We start from the raw sequence: 18,649 nt of genomic DNA on the forward strand, positions 1-18,649 counted from the left end.
CAGGGGAATGCGTTGTCCTTGTAGGAGCCGGCTTGCTGGCGATGCTTTTAGCGGCGAAACGCCGAGCCCGTATGTTGCTCAGGCAAATGCGCCTCGCCGTGAAACAGCTTTTCCCGCAGGCTGCCGTCGTCATAAGCGGTCTTGTACGACCCACGCCGCTGCAACTCCGGAATCACCAGCTCAATGAAATCCACATAGCTTTCCGGCGTGACAATCCGTGTCAGGTTGAAGCCATCGAGCCCGGTTTCGGCGATCCACGATTCGAGTTCGTCCGCCACTTGCTCAGGCGAACCGACCACCGTGATGTAGCGGCCGCCGAGGGCGTGTTGCTCGAGCAATTTGCGCCGGGTCCAGTCGTTGTTCTGCAGGTTTTTGGTCGCTGACTGGATGGCGTTGCTCTTCACGTACTGGATCGGTTCGTCGATCTCGTACTCGGAGAAGTCGATCCCGGTCGACGCCGAAAAATGCGCGACACCGGCCTCGGCGCTGGCGTAGCTCAGGTACTCGGCGTGCTTGGCCCAGGCCAGTTCTTCAGTGGCGCCGACAATTACGTTCAAGCCCATGAACACTTTGATGTCCTCGGGATTGCGCCCGGCCTCAACAGCGCTAGCGCGAACCTTGTCCACCTGGACCTTGGTCGACGGTTTGTTCTGCCCGCTGATGAACACGCACTCGGCATGACGTCCGGCAAACAGCAAACCGCGATCGGAACTGCCGGCCTGGAACAGCACCGGCGTGCGCTGCGGCGACGGCTCGCAGAGGTGATAACCCTCGACCTGATAGAACTCGCCCTTGTGCTCGACCTTGTGCACTTTTTCCGGTTGGGCGTAGATCCGTTGCTGCGGATCGTTGAGCACCGCACCGTTTTCCCAGCTGCCTTCCCAGAGTTTGTAGAGCACTTGGAGGTATTCATCGGCCTGGTCGTAACGGCGGTCGTGTTCCACCTGTTCGCTCAAGCCCATGGCTTTGGCGGCGCTGTCGAGGTAACCGGTGACGATGTTCCAGCCGACCCGGCCGCGACTCAGGTGATCGAGCGTCGACATGCGGCGGGCGAACAGGTACGGCGGTTCGTAAGTCAGGTTGGCAGTGAGGCCGAAGCCGAGGTTTTTCGTCACCGCCGCCATGGCCGAAACCAGCAGCAGCGGGTCGTTGACCGGCAACTGGATCGACTCTTTCAGCGGCACGTCGACCGAGTTCTGGTAGACGTCGTAGACGCCGACGATATCGGCGATGAACAGGCCGTCGAACAACCCGCGCTCCAGTAACTGCGCCAGCTCGGTCCAGTATTCAATGGTTTTGTACTGGGTGGAGGTGTCCCGTGGATGCGTCCACAGGCCGTGGTTGATGTGCCCGATGCAGTTCATGTTGAACGCGTTGAGCAGGATCTTCTTTTTCGCCTCGGCCATCAGATGGTCCCTCGCAGCGGAGGGTTTTCATCGTTGAGGTAGTAGTTGCCGACGGCGTGATACTTCCAGCGCACCGGGTCGTGCAGCGTGTGCACCCGGGCGTTGCGCCAGTGGCGATCGAGGCCGTGTTCGATCAGCGTCGCCTGGCTGCCGGCCAGTTCAAACAGCGTACTGCCGGCAGCGAGGGAGATTTCGGTGCTGATGGCGCGGGCTTCGGCAACGGCAATCGACGCGGCGGCGACGGTCTCGGCGTTGGTGTCGGCCTGAGCTTTGTCGAGGAATTCGCCGGAGCGTTCCAGCAAGGCTTCGGCGGCGTGCAGGCGAATGCTCAGGTGGCCGAAACTCTTGAGGGTCAGCGGGTCGTCAGTGGCTTTTTCATGGGTGGCGTCGATCCACGGCCGGGTTTTGGTACGCACGAAGTGCAGGGCATCTTCATAAGCGGCGCGGGCGATGCCGGTGTCGATGGCGGCGTGAAGAATCTGTGCCAGCGGGCCAACGGTGGTCGGGCGCTCGAACGCACTTTGAAACGGGATGACGTCTTCGGCTGCGACGTAGACGTCTTCGAACACCACCGAACCGCTGCCGGTGGTGCGCTGGCCAAAACCACTCCAGTCGTCGATGACGGTCAGGCCTTTGCTGTTGTGGGGGACGAACGCCAGTTGCTGCACGCCGTTTTCATCCACTACCGACGTCGGAATGCGTTGCGCATAGATCGCGCCGGTCGCGTAGAACTTGCGACCGTTGATGCGATATCCGTCACCGTCGCGGGTCAGGCTGGTGACGCGGTCATGGGCGGTTTTGGTGCCCAGTTCCGCCAAGGCATTGCCGAAGCGCTGGCCGGCGAGCACTTCGGCGTACAGGCGCTTTTTCTGCTCTTCGCTGCCGTTCACGCGCAGCACTTCGAGGGCGTAGAAATGGTTCTGCGGGATCTGTCCGAGCGAGCCGTCAGCCTGGGCAATCAGTGCGATCACTTTGGCCAGGGTCACGTTGGAAACGCCCGCGCCGCCGTACTCCTTGGGCACGCTGATGCCCCAAAGACCCGAGCGGGAAAACACTTCCAGCTCCGGGTGCGGCAGGCGACGTTCGCGGTCGCGCAGGGCGCTGTCGCGTTTGAAATCTTCGGCCAGATCGGTGGCGACGATCAGGGCTTGCTCATCGCTGGTGATGACCGCGACGTGGTGAGAAAGAGTCATGTGTTTCTCCAGAGATCTGGTCGTTAAATCCAGGAGTGGCGCGCCGGCAGCGTGCCGTTCAGGTGATAGCTGCCGACGGCGTGATATTTCCAGCGCACCGGGTCGTGCAGCGTGTGCACACGGGCGTTGCGCCAATGGCGGTCGAGGTTGAATTCGGCGAGGGTCGCGCGGCTGCCGGCCAGTTCGAAGAGCTTTTCGCTGGCGAGCAGCGAGATTTCGGTGGTCAGCACTTTCGCTTCAGCGACGGCAATCGAAGCGCGCGCGGCGGACTCGGCAGTGAGTGGCGCGGCGCTGACCTGATCGAGCACTTGCCCGGCCTTGCGCAGCAGCGCTTCGGCGGCGTGCAGTTCGATTTTCAACTTGCCAATATCGGCGATGACGTAAAGGTCGTCGCTGGCCCGTTCGACCTTGGCGTCGATCCATGGCCGGGAGCGAGTTTTCACGAACTCGATGGCGTCGTCGATGGCACCCCGGGCGATGCCGGCGTCGATGGCGGCTTGAATCAATTGCGACACGGCACCCTGGATGTTCGGGCTGTCGTTGATCTTCCAGTTATCCACCACCAGCTCGGCGTCGACCCGCACGTTGTTGAGCAAAATGGTGCCGCTGGCGGTGGTGCGCTGGCCGAAGCCTGACCAGTCATCCACGATGCGCAGGCCCGGTGTGCCGCGACGGACGAAGGCGAGCACTTGCTTGCCGTCGTCGTTCAGCGCCTTGACCGCCACCCAATGGGCGAACAGTGCGCCGGTGGAGTAAAACTTCTGCCCGCTGATGACAAAACCATCCCCGTCAGCGGTGATCCGCGCTTTGAGTTCCAGGGTATTTTTGGTACCGCGTTCGGGCCCGGCATTGCCGATGCGCCAGCCTTCGAGCACGCTTTTGAACAGCTGTTTTTTCTGCGCCTCGGTGGCGCTGCCGAGTACCAGGTTCAGGATGCCGAACTGGTTCTGCGGGATCTGTCCCAGTGCCGGGTCTGCCGCGGAAATGATCGCGAAAACTTCGGCCAGGGTGAAAAACGAAACTTGTGGGCCACCGTACTCGCGCGGGATGGCAATGCTGCCCAATCCGCTGCGGGTGAACTGTTCGATTTCCGACCATGGCAACTTGCGCTGCCGGTCACGTTTGGCCGCTTGCAGGCGGGCGACTTGCGCCAGCTCATGGGCGGCCTTGATGGCTTGTGCGTCGTTGCGCAAGACCTGCGCGGGCAACAACAGGGGGGCGATGTCCAGATCACTCTGAACGATTGCATCTGCCAGACTGGACATCAGTGCCGCTCCTTGGCTGCACGCAATGCCCTGGCGATCTGCACTGGGGTGATTGTGTTCCGGACCATACCTACCTCACATCTCATGGGTCGCCGCGATGGTTGCGGCGAAATAAAAACAAGAATGTCCGGTGGTCCGGTTTATATACCCTAAACGCGTATAAATAATTAATAAACTAACTTTTAGGAATATGCATAGAAGGGTGTCTGTTCGTAGCGCAACACATGTTTATGCAGCAACACTTGCCTCGTAGCCGCTGGAAACGCCCTGTGGGAGCGGGCTTGCTCGCGAAGGCGGTGTGTCAGGCAACATTGATGGCGACTGACATGACCTCTTCGCGAGCAAGCCCGCTCCCACAGTGGGACGGCGGTGTTTTCACTTCTTGCGCGGTTCGGCGGCCATGAGCATCTCTTTGGGCCGGGCCTTCAGGTAGGGATTGGCGCAACCGATCTTCAACCTGCGCGGCGGTGCCCAGCCGGAGTTGTTGCCCACGCGATCGAGGATGCAGTAAGTCACTTCCAGCCGAAGGTCTTCGCCCGCTTCGAGGATGATCGCCGGCGGCACCCAGACTTGAATCGGCTTACCCACTCCATCAGCCTTGAGCGGCGGCAGGTCCATGCGCACATCCCCCCAGCGCAGGGTGATTTCATCGTCGACGGCCATGTTCAGGTAAGGCTCGATGGTCAACGGTACGCCGCGTTTGATCTGGTTCGGATTGACCCCCTGACGGCGAATGGTTTCGGGGATGCCCACTGGCGCCAGGTGCTCGTTTTCATGACCGCACAGCGTGAGTGGCTGACCGCCCGGGCAATCGAGCTTGATCTGTACCCGTGTGGCGAGCGACAGCGCCGGCCCTTGTCCGACCTGCATGATGCGGTAGTGAATGCAGGAGGAGCCATTGGCAATGAAGCTTTGCGGTACACGCAGGCTGACGACTTCGCCGACATCGTCGGCCATGAGGACGCGGGAAGCGACGTAGCAGTTGTCCCAGAACAGTTCGATCAGGTCGCCTTCGTCCATGCCGGGGTAGGGCGCCACATCGATCAGCAGGTGGGCCGCCGAAGTGACATTGATGCCGGTCTTGTGGGATTGCGCCAGGGTAGGGGCCGCAAGTCCGGATTTATTCGAGGTGCTTGTCATGGGTTTCTCCTTGAAGCCTTGCAGCGAAGTCCGTTTCTGAAAAATCAAAAGGCGTGTATTACCGAGCAACAAAGTTGTTCACTATTTGCAAGTTTAAATAATGATTTTGAACGATGGCTGACGCCTGCTGGAGACTAGATAAGAGTGAGCTTGAATGGGTGTCAATAGAACTGGCTAGTTAAGTAGTGCATTCAGCGTTATTCAGAAAAATCCTACGCATTGAAGTTAATAAGCCGCACTGCTCCGTCGAATTTCGCCGCGTATTTGTCGATTTTCAAGGGTGGGTGGCGGCGAACGTGTGCTCATCGAGGGCACTGGATTTGGCGGATTTTAGGCGCGTTGAATCTGTTGCAGGACATATATATGTACCGCATGCAGTTGTAAAAACTGATCTATTGTTCGAGTGAACGAAAAGAGAGTGTTGAACGATGTGGGGGTGGGGGAGTTGTCACTTCCATCCATGGAAGTTAACAAGCAGTGAAGCGATGTTAATGGTGGGCGTTATTCAGGAACTTGCTGAGGAACTGCTTAGTCCGTTCTTCTTTCGGGTTGGCAAACAACGCTTTGGCTTCGCCTTGCTCGACGATCACACCCTTGTCGAAAAACACCACACGGTTGGCCACGTCCCGGGCAAAGCCCATTTCGTGGGTGACGATCACCATGGTGCGCTTCTCTTCGGCCAGGCTGCGGATGGTCGCCAGCACTTCACCCACCAGCTCCGGATCGAGCGCTGAGGTGGGTTCATCGAACAGGATCACTTCCGGCTCCATCGCCAGCGCACGGGCAATCGCCACACGCTGTTGCTGACCACCGGAAAGGCGTCGCGGGTAAGCGTCTTCCTTGCCCGCCAGGCCAACCCTGGCCAACAGCTTTTTACCCAGGGCAACGGCGTCGGCGTGCGGGATCTTCTTCACGATGATCGGGCCTTCGATGACGTTTTCCAGGGCGGTGCGATGGGGGAACAGGTTGAAGTTCTGGAACACGAAGCCGACGTGCTGACGCAAGCGCCGCACCAGGCTCTGCTGCTGATTCAACGGGCGGCTGCCATCGATCTCGATGTCACCGACCTTGATCCGGCCGCTGGTAGGTTCTTCCAGAAAATTCAGGCAACGCAGGAACGTGGTTTTACCCGAGCCGCTAGGCCCGATGATCGCCACCACCTCACCTTCCTTCACTTCCAGATCGATGCCGTTGAGCACCACTTGACCCTTGAACTGCTTTGTCAGTTTTTCCACGACAATCATTGGGTCAGGACTCCTGGTCATGCCGATTGACCCGCTCTTCCAACTTGTTCTGCAGGTGCGAGAGCACCGTGGCCAGAATCCAGTAGATCAGCGCGGCGGCAAGGTACATGGTGAACACTTCGAAGGTGCGTGCTGTGATCAGCTGCGCCTGGCGGAACAGCTCCGGCACCTGGATCGTGGCGGCCAGCGCGGTGTCCTTGACCAGCGAAATGAAGCTGTTGCCCAGCGGCGGCAATGCGGTACGCATCGCTTGCGGGATGATGGCCCGGCGCAGGGTCTGCGCACGGGTCATGCCGATGCTGGCGGCAGCTTCCCACTGACCGCGTTCGATGGAGCTGATCGCGGAACGCAGGATTTCACAGGCGTAAGCGGCCATGTTCAGCGAGAAGCCGATCAGGGCTGCCGGCAGCGGATCGAGTTCCATGCCCAATTGCGGCAAGCCGTAATAGATCACGAACAGTTGCACCAGCAACGGCGTGCCGCGAAAGAACGACACGTAGATGCGGGCGATCCAGCTCACCAGCTTGAAGCGCGACAGGCGCATCAGTGCCAGGCCGAAACCCAGCATGAGGCCAAAGAACATCCCGCCCAGGCTCAAGATGACCGTGTAGTAGGCCCCCTTGAGCAGGAAAGGCAGGGAGTCCAGTGCAAGTTGGAAAGCTTCTTCCATTATTGAGTGACGTCAGCGCTGAAGTATTTTTCCGAAAGCTTTTTCAGCGTACCGTCGGCACGCAGCTTGTCGATGGCTTTGTTCACCGCCGCCAGCAACTCAGGCTCGCCTTTGCGCAGGGCAATACCGGCTTCCTGACGGGAGAACGCTTCGCCGGCGGCGGTGGTGTCCTTGGCTTTCTTGGCGTATTCCAGCGCGGCCAGACGGTCGATCAGAATGGCGTCGATGCGGCCGACGCGCAGGTCCTGGAACTTGGTCGGATCATCGTCATAGGTCTTGATAATGGCTTTAGGCTGATTGTCTTTGAGCCATTGCTCGTAGTTGGTGCCCAGGCCTACGCCGACTTTTTTGCCGGCCAGATCGGCGGCAGTCTTGATGTTCAGCTCCGCGGCCTTCTTGGTCAGCACCAGCGCCTGAATCCCGGAAACGGTGTACGGCTCGGAGAAGTCATACTTCTTCTTGCGCTCTTCGGAGATGGTCACCTGGTTGATTACTGCGTCCAGACGCTTGGATTCCAGCGCCGCGAGGATGCCGTCCCATTTGGTCGGTTGCAGTTTGACCTTCACGCCCAGTTCTTTGGCCAGGGCTTCGGAGAACTCGACTTCGAAACCGGCCAGTTTGCCGTCGGCGTCGACGAAGCTGAACGGTGGGTAGGTGCCTTCCAGGCCGACGTTGATCACGCCTGCGTCCTTGATTTTTTGCAGCTGCTCACCGGCAACCGCTTGCCCCAGCAGACCGGCGCTCAGCGCCAGGCCCAGCGAACCGACCAGCAGATTTCGACGTAGTGCGGAAAAATTCATGACAAGCCCCTGTGTTTTCTTATGAAGACGCTTTTAGGAATGTTGGCAAAATCGGGATTTGGACGACTGCAATATCCTGCCCTAAAGCAGCGTATGCGTCTCGCTGCAAATTCGCCTGCGGCGTGACTATATGATGGCGCTTTTAGATAGGAAAATAATAAATATTGAGTTTGTTATTCTTTATTCGAATATGTCAGCGAGATTGTTCCCACGCTCTGCGTGGGAATGCCTCAAGGGACGCTCCGCGTTCCAATGGGACGCAGAGCGTCCCGGGCTGCATTCCCACGCAGAGCGTGGGAACGATCACTACAGGAAGTCTTTATAGGCAAACAACGCCGGCGCCCCGCCCGTGTGCAGGAAGATGATCGGGCCGTCGTTGAAGCGCTGACGACCGATGCCATCGAGCAATCCGGCCATCGCCTTGCCGGTGTAAACCGGATCCAGCAACAACCCTTCCTGACTTGCCACCAGCTTAACCGCCGCCAGCGTTCCGGCATTCGGTTCGCCATAGCGCGGGCCAAAATATTCGTCCCACAACTCGACCTTGAAACTCGCCGGCAGGCTCACGCCCAGCAACTCGGCAGTGCGCTCGGCCAGGCCCTGGACTTTCGGGCGCTGATCTTCATCGCTACGGGAAACCGTGACACCAATCACTGGCAAATCCGGCAGTACTTCACTCAGTGCCAGCGCCAGACCACTGTGGGTCCCGGCACTGCCCGAGGCCAGGACCACGGCGGCGAATTGCAGACCGGTGTCCTTGATCTGTTCGGCCAGTTCCAGCCCGGCGCGCACATAACCCAAAGCGCCCAGCGCATTGGAACCGCCAATCGGCACCAGATACGGCTTCTTGCCGTTGTTGCGCAGACGGTCGGCCAAGGCCTGCAGTTGTTCGTCGGCGTTGTCGAGGTTTTCCACCAGTTCGACCTTGGCATCGAACAGGTCGAGCAGCAGCCGATTGCCGTTGCCCAGGTAGTTGGCGTCGTCGGTGCCCAACGGGTTTTCCAGTAGCGCGACGCAGCCCAGGCCAAGCCTGGCTGCAATGGCGGCAGTCTGGCGCACGTGGTTGGACTGAAGCGCGCCAGCGGTAATCAATGTGTCGGCGCCCTGGGCCAAGGCATCGGCCGCCAGGTATTCGAGTTTGCGCAGCTTGTTGCCGCCCATTGCCAGCGGTGTCAGGTCATCGCGTTTGACGTACACATCACGGCCGAGCCAGGTCGACAGCCGTTCGAGTTTTTCAAGTGCGGTAGGGTGGCCGAGGAGGTCGAGGCGGTTAAAGCGGGCAAGCTGTTGTTTGATCATGGGTCCGTACTGGCCAAGGGAGATGTCAGGACTATAGGCACGCCTATATGCATGGGCAACCGCCAATCGCTTATATCCAAACGTGCGGAACACAGCACAATTGGTTCTTAATTCGGCTTCCAGCCCTTGCCGTAAAGTAATCGCCGACAACGCGGCCAGACAGTCCGGCCGCCCGTGAGGAGTTTTTACCGTGAGCGAGCGTTCCAGCCATTGGCAATTGCAGACCATCGTCAGTCAACTGCGTACTGCGCGTGACCAGTGGCGCGCACAAAACGGCCGCGCCAGCGGCGAGCAGGGCGGTCGCGAGTTACCTTCCCGGGCCGCCATGGCAGAAATTCTTGAAGCGCTGTGCGGTGCCTTGTTTCCGATGCGTCTGGGGCCGGTGGATTTGCGTGAGGAGAGTGAAGACTTCTACGTCGGCCACACGCTGGACGTCGCGTTGAATGCGTTGCTGGCCCAGGCGCGACTCGAACTGCGTTACGCCGCGCGCCACAGCGCCGAGGCCGACACTGAAGTCGAGGCCAAGACCATTGCGATCATTCAAGACTTTGCCCTCGCGTTGCCGGGGCTGCGTAGCTTGCTGGACACCGATGTGCTGGCGGCCTATCACGGCGACCCGGCGGCCCGCAGCGTCGATGAAGTGCTGCTGTGCTATCCCGGGATTCTGGCGGTGATCCACCATCGTCTGGCGCACCATTTGTACCGCGCGGGGCTGCCGCTGCTGGCACGGATCAGCGCAGAAATCGCCCACTCGGCCACCGGTATCGACATCCATCCGGGCGCACAGATCGGTCGTAGCTTCTTCATCGATCACGGGACCGGTGTGGTGATCGGCGAGACGGCGATCATTGGTGAGCGTGTGCGGATTTATCAGGCCGTGACCCTGGGCGCCAAGCGCTTCCCGTCGGATGAGGACGGCCAGTTGCAGAAGGGCCATCCGCGGCATCCGATCGTTGAGGATGATGTGGTGATCTATGCCGGCGCGACGATTTTGGGGCGGATCACCATCGGCAAGGGCTCGACCATTGGCGGCAACGTCTGGCTGACCCGTAGCGTGCCACCGGGGTGCAACCTGACGCAGGCGAACTTGCAGCATGATGATGGGACGCAGAAGTAAATCCCTGAATTTCTAGTGGTCTTGCTGACGCCATCGCGGGCAAGCCACGCTCCCACAGGTTTTGTGTCGGTCGCAAAATTTCCGTTCAACACAAAACCTGTGGGAGCGGGCTTGCTCGCGATGGGTTTAAAGCCGAACCGTAATACTCGCATCTAGCTAATTTCCCGCTGAACGAATCCTCCAAATCCCCCGTCATACTCATCCTTGAACTAGCGTAAAGGCACAAGATTTTGTGGCGAGGGAGCTTGCTCCCGCTCGGGTGCGAAGCCGCCGTAATTTTGCAAAAAACCGGGTGCCGCTGCGCGGCACAACGGGAGCAAGCTCCCTCGCCACAGGGAACCGCCGAGCCCTGCGATTAGTCCTTAGCACCCTATTCATGTTTAACTTGAACGCTCATTCAAGTTAAACCGCCGGTTTGCTGCCCGTTCACAACAGGAGGCTTGCCTTGCCGAGTCCGTTACTGATTGCCCTGTTTCACCCCCTCGAGGTGCGCCTTTCATGAGTGCATCGTCCGTCCCTCCAAGCGGCCAGGTCCGCATGAATCCGCCGGTGTTTTATTTCGCGGCGACCTTCATTCTGCTGTTCGGCATCGTCGTCATTGCCATGCCTGAACAGGCCGGCGCCTGGCTGCTGGAAGCGCAAAACTGGGCGGCCAATACGGTCGGCTGGTATTACATGCTCGCGATGACGCTGTATCTGGTCTTCGTGGTGGTCACCGCCTTGTCCGGCTACGGCAAGATCAAGCTCGGTGCCGACCACGACGAGCCCGAATTCAGTTACCTGTCCTGGGCCGGCATGCTGTTCGCCGCCGGGATCAGCATCACGCTGTTCTTCTTTTGCGTGTCCGAACCGCTCACTCACTTGGCCCAACCACCGCAAGGCGAGGCCGGCACGGCGGATGCGGCGCGTCAGGCGATGCAGATTCTGTTTCTGCACTGGGGCCTGCATGGCTGGGGCGTGTTCGCCTTTGTCGGCATGGCGCTGGCCTACTTCGCCTACCGCCACAACCTGCCGCTGGCCTTGCGTTCGGCGCTCTATCCGCTGATTGGCAAGCGCATCAACGGCCCGATCGGTTACGCCGTGGACGGCTTCGGCATCATCGCCACGGTGTTCGGCCTCGGTGCCGACATGGGCTTTGGCGTGTTGCACCTCAACTCGGGCCTGGACTACCTGTTCGGCATCGCTCACACCCAGTGGATCCAGGTCGGCCTGATCACGTTGATGATGGGCGCGGCGATCATCGTCGCGGTGTCCGGCGTCGATAAAGGCGTGCGGGTGATGTCCGACATCAACATGCTGCTGGCCTGTGCGCTGTTGCTGTTCGTGCTGTTCGCCGGTCCTACCCAGCACTTGCTCAACACCCTGATCCAGAACATCGGCGACTACCTCGGCGCCTTGCCGATGAAGAGTTTCGACCTGTACGCCTACGACAAACCCAGCGACTGGCTGGGTGGCTGGACCGTGTTCTATTGGGCTTGGTGGATCGCGTGGTCGCCGTTCGTGGGCCTGTTCATCGCCCGGATTTCCCGTGGCCGGACCATCCGCGAATTCGTCTTCGGCGTGTTGCTGATTCCGCTCGGTTTCACCCTGGCGTGGATGTCGATCTTCGGCAACAGCGCCATCGACCAGGTCATGAACCACGGTATGAGCGCCCTCGGCATGTCGGCCATCGATAACCCGTCGATGACCCTCTACCTGCTGCTGGAAACCTATCCGTGGAGCAAAACCGTCATTGCGGTGACGGTGTTCATCAGCTTCGTGTTCTTCGTCACCTCGGCTGACTCCGGCACCGTGGTGCTGTCGACGCTCTCCGCCAAGGGCGGCAACCCGGATGAAGACGGGCCGAAATGGCTGCGGGTGTTCTGGGGCGCGATGACGGCGCTGGTGACCAGTGCGCTGCTGTTCTCTGGCAGTATCGATGCGTTGAAATCAGCGGTGGTGCTGACCTCGTTGCCGTTCTCGATGATCTTGCTACTGATGATGTGGGGGCTGCACAAGGCGTTCTATCTGGAGTCGCAGAAGCAGATCGCGCAACTGCACTCCCTGGCGCCGGTGTCCGGGTCAAGGCGTGGTGGCTGGCGTCAACGTTTGACTCAGGCTGTGCATTTCCCGTCTCGCGATGAGGTGTACCGCTTCCTTGATACGACGGTGCGCCCGGCGATCGAAGAGGTGAGCGCTGTGTTCGTCGAGAAAGGGTTGAACGTGGTCACTCAGCCGGACCCAGCCAACGATAACGTCAGCCTGGAGATCGGTCACGGCGAGGAGCATCCGTTTATCTATCAGGTGCAGATGCGTGGCTACTTCACGCCGTCGTTCGCTCGTGGTGGCATGGGTTCCAAGGAACTCAACAACCGTCGTTATTACCGGGCCGAAGTGCATTTGAGCGAGGGCAGTCAGGACTACGATCTGGTGGGTTACACCAAGGAGCAGATCATCAACGACATCCTCGATCAGTACGAACGGCATTTGCAGTTCTTGCATCTGGTGCGTTGATCGCCAGGGCGGTGGTGCTCATGGTTCAGTGCTCAGGACCATGAACAGCACCAGCGCCGCCACCGGTACACCGAACACGGCGCTGCCAACGACCAGTTCCGTGCTCAACGGCTGGCCGGCATTGACCATGCCGACCGCGCCGTTGATCAGCGTCAGGGCCAGCCACAGGACCACAAAACTGTAGGCCAGGGTCTCGCGGCTGAAGCCGATTTTGTCGCCGATGAACAGCATCAGCGCCAGCAGGATCAGGCCGAAGGTGATGATGATCGTGGTGTGCATGATGCATTCCGTCCTTTAGATGTGTGCTGCCCTCAAGACCGCCTTCGCGGGCAAGCCTGCAAACCAGCTTAAACCAATCCACCATTAGCCCGCAGAATCTGCCCATTGACCCACGCCGAATCCGGCCCAACCAGAAACGACACCACGCGAGCAATGTCCTCCGGCTGACCGAGACGCTCCAGCGGCGGCATCTTGGCGAAGTTCTGGATCTGCTCTTCGCTCTTGCCGTGCAAAAACAATTCGGTCGCCACCGGTCCGGGGGCGACTGCGTTGACGGTGATGTTGCGCCCGCGCATTTCTTTGGCGAATACCTGGGTCAGGGATTCCACGGCCGCTTTGCTGGCGATGTACACCGCGTAGCCTGGCAGGTTGAGGCCGACGGTGCTGCTGGAGAAGTTGACGATCCGCCCGCCGTTATTCAAACGCGTGGCCGCTTCGCGCATGGTGTTGAAGGTGCCGCGCGCATGGATGTTGAAGGTCTGGTCGAACAGTTCATCCGTGTGTTGCGCCAGCGGCATCACTTTGAGAATGCCGGCGTTATTGATCAGCACATCGACCTTGCCCAACTGCGCTTCGGTTTCGTCGAACATCCGGCGCATGTCGTCGGCATTGGCCACGTCGGCCTTGATCGCTATGGCTTGATGGCCGGCCTGGCGCAATTCAACAACCAGTTTTGAGGCTTCGGTGGCGCTGCTGGCGTAATTGATGGCGACGGCAAAACCTTCGCTGGCCAGTTGTTTGGCGATCACCGCGCCGATGCCGCGGGAGGCGCCGGTCACGATGGCAACTTTTGAAGTTTGAGTAGTCATGGCGGTGATTCCTTTGAAGGTGTTTGTTGGGTGTGGAGCCAGATTCACATGTTTACTCAGGCCGATAAATGCACGAGAGTTGCCTTGACTGTTCAATAATCGCCAACAATCAAGCTTCAGGAGCCATGTCGTGGATCAAGTCAAAGCGATGAAGGTCTTCGTGCGGATCTACGAGCGCAGCAGCTTCACGCTGGCCGCCGAAGACCTGAACCTGCCGCGGGCGACATTGACCCATACGTTGAATCAATTCGAAGCGTGGCTCGGTACGCGTTTGCTCGAACGCAGCACGCGTAAGGTGCGCCCGACACTGGATGGCGAGGCCTACTACCTGCGTTGTGTGCAACTGTTGGCGGAACTGGAAGAGGCCGAACTGGCGTTTCGCGGCTGCGCACCCAAAGGCCGCTTGCGCGTTGACCTGCACGGCACCCTGGCCAGGCATTTTGTGATCCCGGCATTGCCACAATTCATGGAGCGTTACCCGGACATCGAATTGTCCATCAGCGAGGCCGACCGCTTTGTCGACTTGATTGCCGAAGGCGTTGACTGCGTGCTGCGCGCCGGCACCTTAAGTGATTCGGCGCTGATCGGAAAACGCATCGCCAACCTGCGCCAGATCACCTGCGCCAGCCCCGCCTACCTGCGCAAATACGGCGAACCGCAAAGCCTGGAAGACCTGAGACACCATCGCGCAGTGAACTACGTCTCGCGCACCACCGCCAAGTTGTTCCCCTTCGAATTCATGGTCGATGGTGAGCTGAAAGAAGTCGCTATCGAAGGCGCGGTCTCAGTGTTCGGCGCGGAAATCTACGCGGCGTCGGCGATTGCCGGGCTCGGCCTGATCCAGTGTCCGCATTACCGAATGGAAGCGCAGATTGCCCAAGGCCTGGTGCGAGAAGTCCTCATCGACACGCCCCCCCCGCCGATGCCGGTGTCGGTGTTGTACCCCCACAACCGACACATGTCGCCACGGGTTCGGGTGTTTGTGGATTGGTTAGGGGAGGTGTTTGCGGGGGCTGTTTGACCTCGCTTCGCTGCTCTTGATCGTTCCCACGCAGAGCGTGGGAACGATCATCAAGATGAAACTTGTGAAACGTTTCAGCATTTTCTCGAGTCGGAGGTTTATCGGCGTTTGTCTGGGCGTATGCTGGGCAACTTGCGAAGCAGTCGATATCAAGTTCAAGACAGACAAGAGAGGATTCGATGACTTACACCGCTGCCGAAAACCGCTATGACGCTATCCCTTACCGCCGCGTAGGCCGCAGCGGTCTGGTGCTGCCGGCGCTCTCCCTGGGACTGTGGCACAACTTCGGTGACAGCACGCCGATCGACACTCAGCGCTCGCTGTTGCGCACCGCCTTCGACCTGGGCATCAACCACTTCGACCTGGCCAACAACTATGGCCCGCCATATGGCAGCGCCGAGATCAACTTCGGCCGTTTGCTGCGTGAAGACTTCAAGCAGTACCGCGACGAGTTGATCATTTCGAGCAAAGCCGGTTGGGACATGTGGCCCGGCCCTTATGGCCAGGGCGGCGGTTCGCGCAAATACGTGCTGGCCAGCCTCGACCAGAGCCTGCAACGCCTGGGCCTGGATTACGTGGACATCTTTTATTCCCACCGCTTCGACCCGGACACGCCGCTGGAAGAAACCGCCAGTGCGCTGGCCACCGCCGTACAGCAGGGCAAGGCGCTGTACATTGGCATCTCGTCGTATTCCGGGGTGAAAACCCGCGAAATGGCGGCGCTGCTGAAAGAGTGGAAAGTACCGTTGCTGATTCACCAGCCGGCCTACAACCTGCTCAATCGTTGGGTTGAAAAGGATCTGCTGGAGGTCACCGACGAACTCGGCACCGGCGTGATTGCGTTCACGCCATTGGCGCAGGGCCTGTTGACCGATAAATACCTCAATGGCATTCCGAAGGATGCGCGGGTCAATCGTCCGGGCGGTGGTTCGTTGCAGGAATCTCATTTGTCCGAAGCCAACATCGCCCACGTGCGCGGGCTCAACGAAATCGCCAAGCGTCGCGGTCAGAGCCTGGCGCAACTGGCGTTGGCGTGGACGCTGCGCGATCCGCGTGTGACCTCGGCGTTGATCGGTGCGAGCCGGCCGGAGCAGATTATCGAGAACGTCGGAGCGTTGAAGAATTTGAGCTTTAGCGCGGAAGAACTGGCGGAGATTGATCGGTTTGCCCAGGAAGGCGGGATCAATCTTTGGAAGAAGCCTTCGACGGCTGAGTAAGTGTTCCGGCGCTACATCTTCTGGCGCCTGTTGGATCGCCATCGCGAGCAAGCTCGCTCCCACAGGGTTATGGGTTGGCCGCAGAATCTTGCTCAACACAGATCCACTGTGGGAGCGAGCTTGCTCGCGATGGGGCCAGAACAGGCAGTAAAGAACTCAGGGCTCACCGAAAAAACGGCACATCCCCCAACACCGTCGCCCGCTGCATCACCCGCCGCGCCGGCCGGTAATCATCCACGGCGTAATGCTGTGTCACGCGGTTATCCCAGAACGCCACGTCATCCTTCTGCCAACGCCAGCGAATCGTAAATTCGGGCCGCGTTGCGTGAGCAAACAGAAACTTCAAAATCGCTTCGCTCTCGGTGTCCGACAGCTCGTTGATCTTCGACGTGAAGCCTTCATTGAGGAACAACGAGCGGCGCCCGCTCACCGGGTGTGTGCGGATCACCGGGTGCGACAGCGGCGGATTCTTTCTGCGTGCTTCTTCCCACTGGGCCAGTGCTTCAGGCGTGTTGCCATAACGTTCCAGGGGGAACGAGCGGGTGAAATCGTGAGTGGCCGTCAGGCCTTCGAGCAAACTTTTCATCGGCGCGGACAACGCTTCATACGCCGCAATGCCACTGGCCCACAGCGTGTCGCCACCAAATTCCGGCAGCAGCTTGGCGCTCAGCACCGCGCCCATGGCCGGGGTGGGCAGGAAGGTCACGTCGGTGTGCCAGATTGCGTTGTCGCGCACGTCGGTGACGGCGGTGTCGAGGATCAGCACCTCCGGTTGCTCCGGCACATTCGGGTAGATCGGATGGATGTGCAGATCGCCAAAATTCGCAGCGAATCGCGCCTGCTGTTGTGGCGTGATCGGCTGGTCGCGGAAGAACAGCACTTGATGCTTGAGCAGCGCTTGCTCGATGGCATCGCGTTGTTCCTGATGCAGCGGTTGGCTGACGTCGATGCCGCTGATTTGCGCGCCGAGGGCAGAGCTGAGGGGGACGATGGTCAGGTTACTCATGGTGATTCTCTTCAATCCAGAGCGCTGAGCTCTTTGTGGAAGCAAGCTCGCTCCCACAGGGTTATTTAGTGGGCCTGGCCGTGCCACGGCACCAGTTTGCGTTGCAGGGCGCGCAGGCCCATTTCCATGGCGAAGGCGATCAGTGCGATGACCAGAATCCCCAGCACCACCACATCGGTGACCAGGAATTGCGCGGCCGACTGCACCATAAAACCCAAACCGCTGGTGGCCGCGATCAGTTCGGCGGCAACCAGCGTCGACCAACCCACGCCCAAACCGATGCGCACGCCAGTCAAAATATCCGGCAACGCGCTCGGCAGAATCACATGGCGAATCAACTGCGCCCGGGTCGCGCCCAGCGACTGCGCGGCACGCAGCTTGGCCGGGTCGACGGTGCGCACGCCCGTCGCGGTGGCGATGGCGATCGGGGCAAAAATCGCCAGGTAGATCAGCAAGACTTTCGACAACTCACCGATGCCGCACCAGATCACGATCAGCGGCAGATAAGCCAGCGGTGGAATAGGGCGGTAGAACTCGATCAACGGATCGAGAATGCCGCGCGCGATGCGGTTGTGGCCGATGGCGATGCCGACGGGCACGGCGGTCAGCACTGCGAAACCGAGGCCCAGACCGATACGGCTGAGACTCGCGCCCAAGTGCTGCCACAACGTTGAATCCATGTAGCCAGTGGTCACCAACAGCCAGCCTTTTTGCAGGACGGCGGAGGGTGGCGGCAGGAACAGCGGTTCGATCATTCCGGTGGCGGTAACGGCCCACCAAATGACAACGAGCGCCACCAGCGTCAGCACGCTGATCCAGCGCGTACTCAAACTGCGGCGTACAGGAATGACCGTCGAACCTGGTTTCACCGCAACGGCGGGAATTTGATAGCTGCTCATGCGCGCTCCTGCCGCTGGGCGGTGCTGCGTTGGGAGAACACTTTGGCGAGTACGTGTTCGCGAGTTTCGATGAAGCGCGGGTCGGACTTGATCGAACGAGCCGACTCCCCGGCCGCATACCGTTGACCGAAATCCAGGCTCAGGCGCTCGACGATTTGCCCCGGGTTCGGCGCCAGCAGAATCAAGTCCGTGGCGAGGAACACCGCTTCTTCGATGTCGTGGGTAATCAGGAATACCGGTTTGGCGGTGCGCTGCCAGACTTGCAGCAGCAGCTCCTGCATCTGTTCGCGGGTGAAGGCGTCGAGAGCGCCGAAGGGTTCGTCCATCAGCAAAACGCGTGGGTCGGCGGCCAGCGCGCGGGCCAGGCCGACACGCTGTTTCTGGCCGCCCGAGAGCTGCCAGATGCGGCGACTTTCGAAGCCTGAAAGATCCACCAGTGCGAGCATTTCCCGAGCGCGCAGTTCACGTTTTTCCCGCGCAATGCCGGCCAGCTCCAGGCCGAAACCGACGTTGGCCAACACGTCCTGCCAAGGCAGCAGGGCGTCGTCCTGGAACACCACGCCGCGTTCGGCGCTCGGGCCTTTGACCGGCACGCCGTCAAGGGTGATGCGCCCGGCACTGGGCTCGACGAAACCGGCAATCAGGTTCAACAGCGAAGTCTTGCCACTGCCGGACGGGCCGAGGGCAACCAGCAACTGCTGGGGGCCCAGGCTTAGGGAAATATCCGCCAGTACCGGTTCCGGGCTGCCGGGGTACTGTGCGCAGATGCGCTCCAGCTGTAGCAAAGCCAT

General features: G+C 60.0%; 17 protein-coding genes. 4 read left to right on the forward strand and 13 right to left on the reverse strand.

The genetic code is table 11. The features are described from left to right. Window positions 1–47: 47 nt before the first annotated feature. The 8 genes from K0F88_RS00390 to K0F88_RS00425 form a co-directional block, all read right to left on the reverse strand. Window positions 48–1,406, reverse strand: a complete 1,359-nt coding sequence (locus K0F88_RS00390; protein WP_219093200.1) for an LLM class flavin-dependent oxidoreductase — start codon at window positions 1,404–1,406, stop codon at window positions 48–50. Beyond that, window positions 1,406–2,599: an SfnB family sulfur acquisition oxidoreductase gene (locus K0F88_RS00395; RefSeq protein WP_219093202.1), complete on the reverse strand. Its 1,194-nt coding sequence runs from the start codon at window positions 2,597–2,599 to the stop codon at window positions 1,406–1,408. Before K0F88_RS00395 ends, K0F88_RS00390 begins: the two co-directional genes overlap by 1 nt. Before the next feature lie 23 nt (window positions 2,600–2,622). Further along, window positions 2,623–3,864 carry an SfnB family sulfur acquisition oxidoreductase gene (locus K0F88_RS00400; RefSeq protein WP_219093204.1) on the reverse strand — a complete coding sequence of 414 codons (1,242 nt, stop codon included), beginning with the start codon at window positions 3,862–3,864 and terminating at the stop codon, window positions 2,623–2,625. A gap of 375 nt (window positions 3,865–4,239) precedes the next feature. Further along, window positions 4,240–5,004 carry a hypothetical protein gene (locus tag K0F88_RS00405; RefSeq protein WP_094469677.1) on the reverse strand — a complete coding sequence of 255 codons (765 nt, stop codon included), beginning with the start codon at window positions 5,002–5,004 and terminating at the stop codon, window positions 4,240–4,242. A gap of 488 nt (window positions 5,005–5,492) precedes the next feature. Continuing rightward, window positions 5,493–6,248: an L-cystine ABC transporter ATP-binding protein TcyN gene (gene tcyN, locus K0F88_RS00410; RefSeq protein WP_219093206.1), complete on the reverse strand. Its 756-nt coding sequence runs from the start codon at window positions 6,246–6,248 to the stop codon at window positions 5,493–5,495. Between the two features lie 4 nt (window positions 6,249–6,252). Next, window positions 6,253–6,918 carry a cystine ABC transporter permease gene (gene tcyL / locus K0F88_RS00415; protein ID WP_010464804.1) on the reverse strand — a complete coding sequence of 222 codons (666 nt, stop codon included), beginning with the start codon at window positions 6,916–6,918 and terminating at the stop codon, window positions 6,253–6,255. Then, window positions 6,918–7,718, reverse strand: a complete 801-nt coding sequence (tcyJ, locus tag K0F88_RS00420; RefSeq protein WP_219093208.1) for a cystine ABC transporter substrate-binding protein — start codon at window positions 7,716–7,718, stop codon at window positions 6,918–6,920. Before tcyJ ends, tcyL begins: the two co-directional genes overlap by 1 nt. Before the next feature lie 306 nt (window positions 7,719–8,024). Then, entirely contained in the window at window positions 8,025–9,017 is a 993-nt protein-coding gene (locus K0F88_RS00425) for a D-cysteine desulfhydrase (protein ID WP_219093210.1), read from the reverse strand. Between the two features lie 190 nt (window positions 9,018–9,207). On the opposite strand from K0F88_RS00425, the gene epsC reads away from it, so the two are divergent. Next, window positions 9,208–10,134 carry a serine O-acetyltransferase EpsC gene (gene epsC / locus K0F88_RS00430; protein WP_219093212.1) on the forward strand — a complete coding sequence of 309 codons (927 nt, stop codon included), beginning with the start codon at window positions 9,208–9,210 and terminating at the stop codon, window positions 10,132–10,134. A 537-nt stretch (window positions 10,135–10,671) separates the two neighbouring features. Further along, the gene (gene betT / locus K0F88_RS00435; protein ID WP_219093848.1) at window positions 10,672–12,627 is read left to right on the forward strand and encodes a choline transporter BetT; all 1,956 of its coding nucleotides are present in this window, start codon (window positions 10,672–10,674) and stop codon (window positions 12,625–12,627) included. An 18-nt stretch (window positions 12,628–12,645) separates the two neighbouring features. On the opposite strand, the gene K0F88_RS00440 is transcribed toward betT, so the two are convergent. Beyond that, window positions 12,646–12,906 carry a hypothetical protein gene (locus K0F88_RS00440; RefSeq protein WP_094469670.1) on the reverse strand — a complete coding sequence of 87 codons (261 nt, stop codon included), beginning with the start codon at window positions 12,904–12,906 and terminating at the stop codon, window positions 12,646–12,648. A gap of 68 nt (window positions 12,907–12,974) precedes the next feature. Beyond that, on the reverse strand, window positions 12,975–13,715 hold the full coding sequence (locus tag K0F88_RS00445) for an SDR family oxidoreductase (protein WP_094469669.1): 741 nt from the start codon (window positions 13,713–13,715) through the stop codon (window positions 12,975–12,977). Window positions 13,716–13,845: 130 nt separating this feature from the next. Here K0F88_RS00445 and K0F88_RS00450 point away from each other — a divergent pair, with 130 nt between their 5' ends. Beyond that, window positions 13,846–14,736: a LysR family transcriptional regulator gene (locus tag K0F88_RS00450; protein ID WP_219093214.1), complete on the forward strand. Its 891-nt coding sequence runs from the start codon at window positions 13,846–13,848 to the stop codon at window positions 14,734–14,736. A gap of 179 nt (window positions 14,737–14,915) precedes the next feature. Continuing rightward, a complete protein-coding gene (gene mgrA / locus K0F88_RS00455; protein WP_219093216.1) occupies window positions 14,916–15,953 on the forward strand; it encodes an L-glyceraldehyde 3-phosphate reductase in 1,038 nt (345 codons plus the stop codon). A gap of 163 nt (window positions 15,954–16,116) precedes the next feature. On the opposite strand, the gene tauD is transcribed toward mgrA, so the two are convergent. The 3 genes from tauD to tauB all read right to left on the reverse strand — a co-directional run bounded on the left by tauD (window position 16,117) and on the right by tauB (window position 18,649). Continuing rightward, window positions 16,117–16,959: a taurine dioxygenase gene (tauD, locus tag K0F88_RS00460; protein ID WP_219093218.1), complete on the reverse strand. Its 843-nt coding sequence runs from the start codon at window positions 16,957–16,959 to the stop codon at window positions 16,117–16,119. A 65-nt stretch (window positions 16,960–17,024) separates the two neighbouring features. After that, complete coding sequence (gene tauC / locus K0F88_RS00465; RefSeq protein WP_219093221.1) at window positions 17,025–17,858, reverse strand: taurine ABC transporter permease TauC; 834 nt, start codon at window positions 17,856–17,858, stop codon at window positions 17,025–17,027. Next, window positions 17,855–18,649: a taurine ABC transporter ATP-binding subunit gene (gene tauB / locus K0F88_RS00470; RefSeq protein WP_219093222.1), complete on the reverse strand. Its 795-nt coding sequence runs from the start codon at window positions 18,647–18,649 to the stop codon at window positions 17,855–17,857. The genes tauC and tauB overlap by 4 nt, the downstream gene beginning before the upstream one ends.

The sequence above is a fragment of the Pseudomonas sp. UMAB-40 genome, assembly GCF_900095275.1.
In the GTDB taxonomy this organism is placed as follows: Bacteria; Pseudomonadota; Gammaproteobacteria; order Pseudomonadales; family Pseudomonadaceae; genus Aquipseudomonas; species Aquipseudomonas mandelii_B.

Coding starts and splice junctions, on each gene's coding strand:
- tcyN (WP_219093206.1), bottom strand. CDS start 6,248: ATGATTGTCGTGGAAAAACTGACAAAGCAGTTCAAGGGTCAAGTGGTG.
- mgrA (WP_219093216.1), top strand. CDS start 14,916: ATGACTTACACCGCTGCCGAAAACCGCTATGACGCTATCCCTTACCGC.
- K0F88_RS00405 (WP_094469677.1), bottom strand. CDS start 5,004: ATGACAAGCACCTCGAATAAATCCGGACTTGCGGCCCCTACCCTGGCG.
- K0F88_RS00390 (WP_219093200.1), bottom strand. CDS start 1,406: ATGGCCGAGGCGAAAAAGAAGATCCTGCTCAACGCGTTCAACATGAAC.
- K0F88_RS00400 (WP_219093204.1), bottom strand. CDS start 3,864: ATGTCCAGTCTGGCAGATGCAATCGTTCAGAGTGATCTGGACATCGCC.
- K0F88_RS00425 (WP_219093210.1), bottom strand. CDS start 9,017: ATGATCAAACAACAGCTTGCCCGCTTTAACCGCCTCGACCTCCTCGGC.
- betT (WP_219093848.1), top strand. CDS start 10,672: ATGAATCCGCCGGTGTTTTATTTCGCGGCGACCTTCATTCTGCTGTTC.
- tauC (WP_219093221.1), bottom strand. CDS start 17,858: ATGAGCAGCTATCAAATTCCCGCCGTTGCGGTGAAACCAGGTTCGACG.
- K0F88_RS00395 (WP_219093202.1), bottom strand. CDS start 2,599: ATGACTCTTTCTCACCACGTCGCGGTCATCACCAGCGATGAGCAAGCC.
- tcyL (WP_010464804.1), bottom strand. CDS start 6,918: ATGGAAGAAGCTTTCCAACTTGCACTGGACTCCCTGCCTTTCCTGCTC.
- tcyJ (WP_219093208.1), bottom strand. CDS start 7,718: ATGAATTTTTCCGCACTACGTCGAAATCTGCTGGTCGGTTCGCTGGGC.
- tauD (WP_219093218.1), bottom strand. CDS start 16,959: ATGAGTAACCTGACCATCGTCCCCCTCAGCTCTGCCCTCGGCGCGCAA.
- K0F88_RS00440 (WP_094469670.1), bottom strand. CDS start 12,906: ATGCACACCACGATCATCATCACCTTCGGCCTGATCCTGCTGGCGCTG.
- tauB (WP_219093222.1), bottom strand. CDS start 18,649: ATGGCTTTGCTACAGCTGGAGCGCATCTGCGCACAGTACCCCGGCAGC.
- K0F88_RS00445 (WP_094469669.1), bottom strand. CDS start 13,715: ATGACTACTCAAACTTCAAAAGTTGCCATCGTGACCGGCGCCTCCCGC.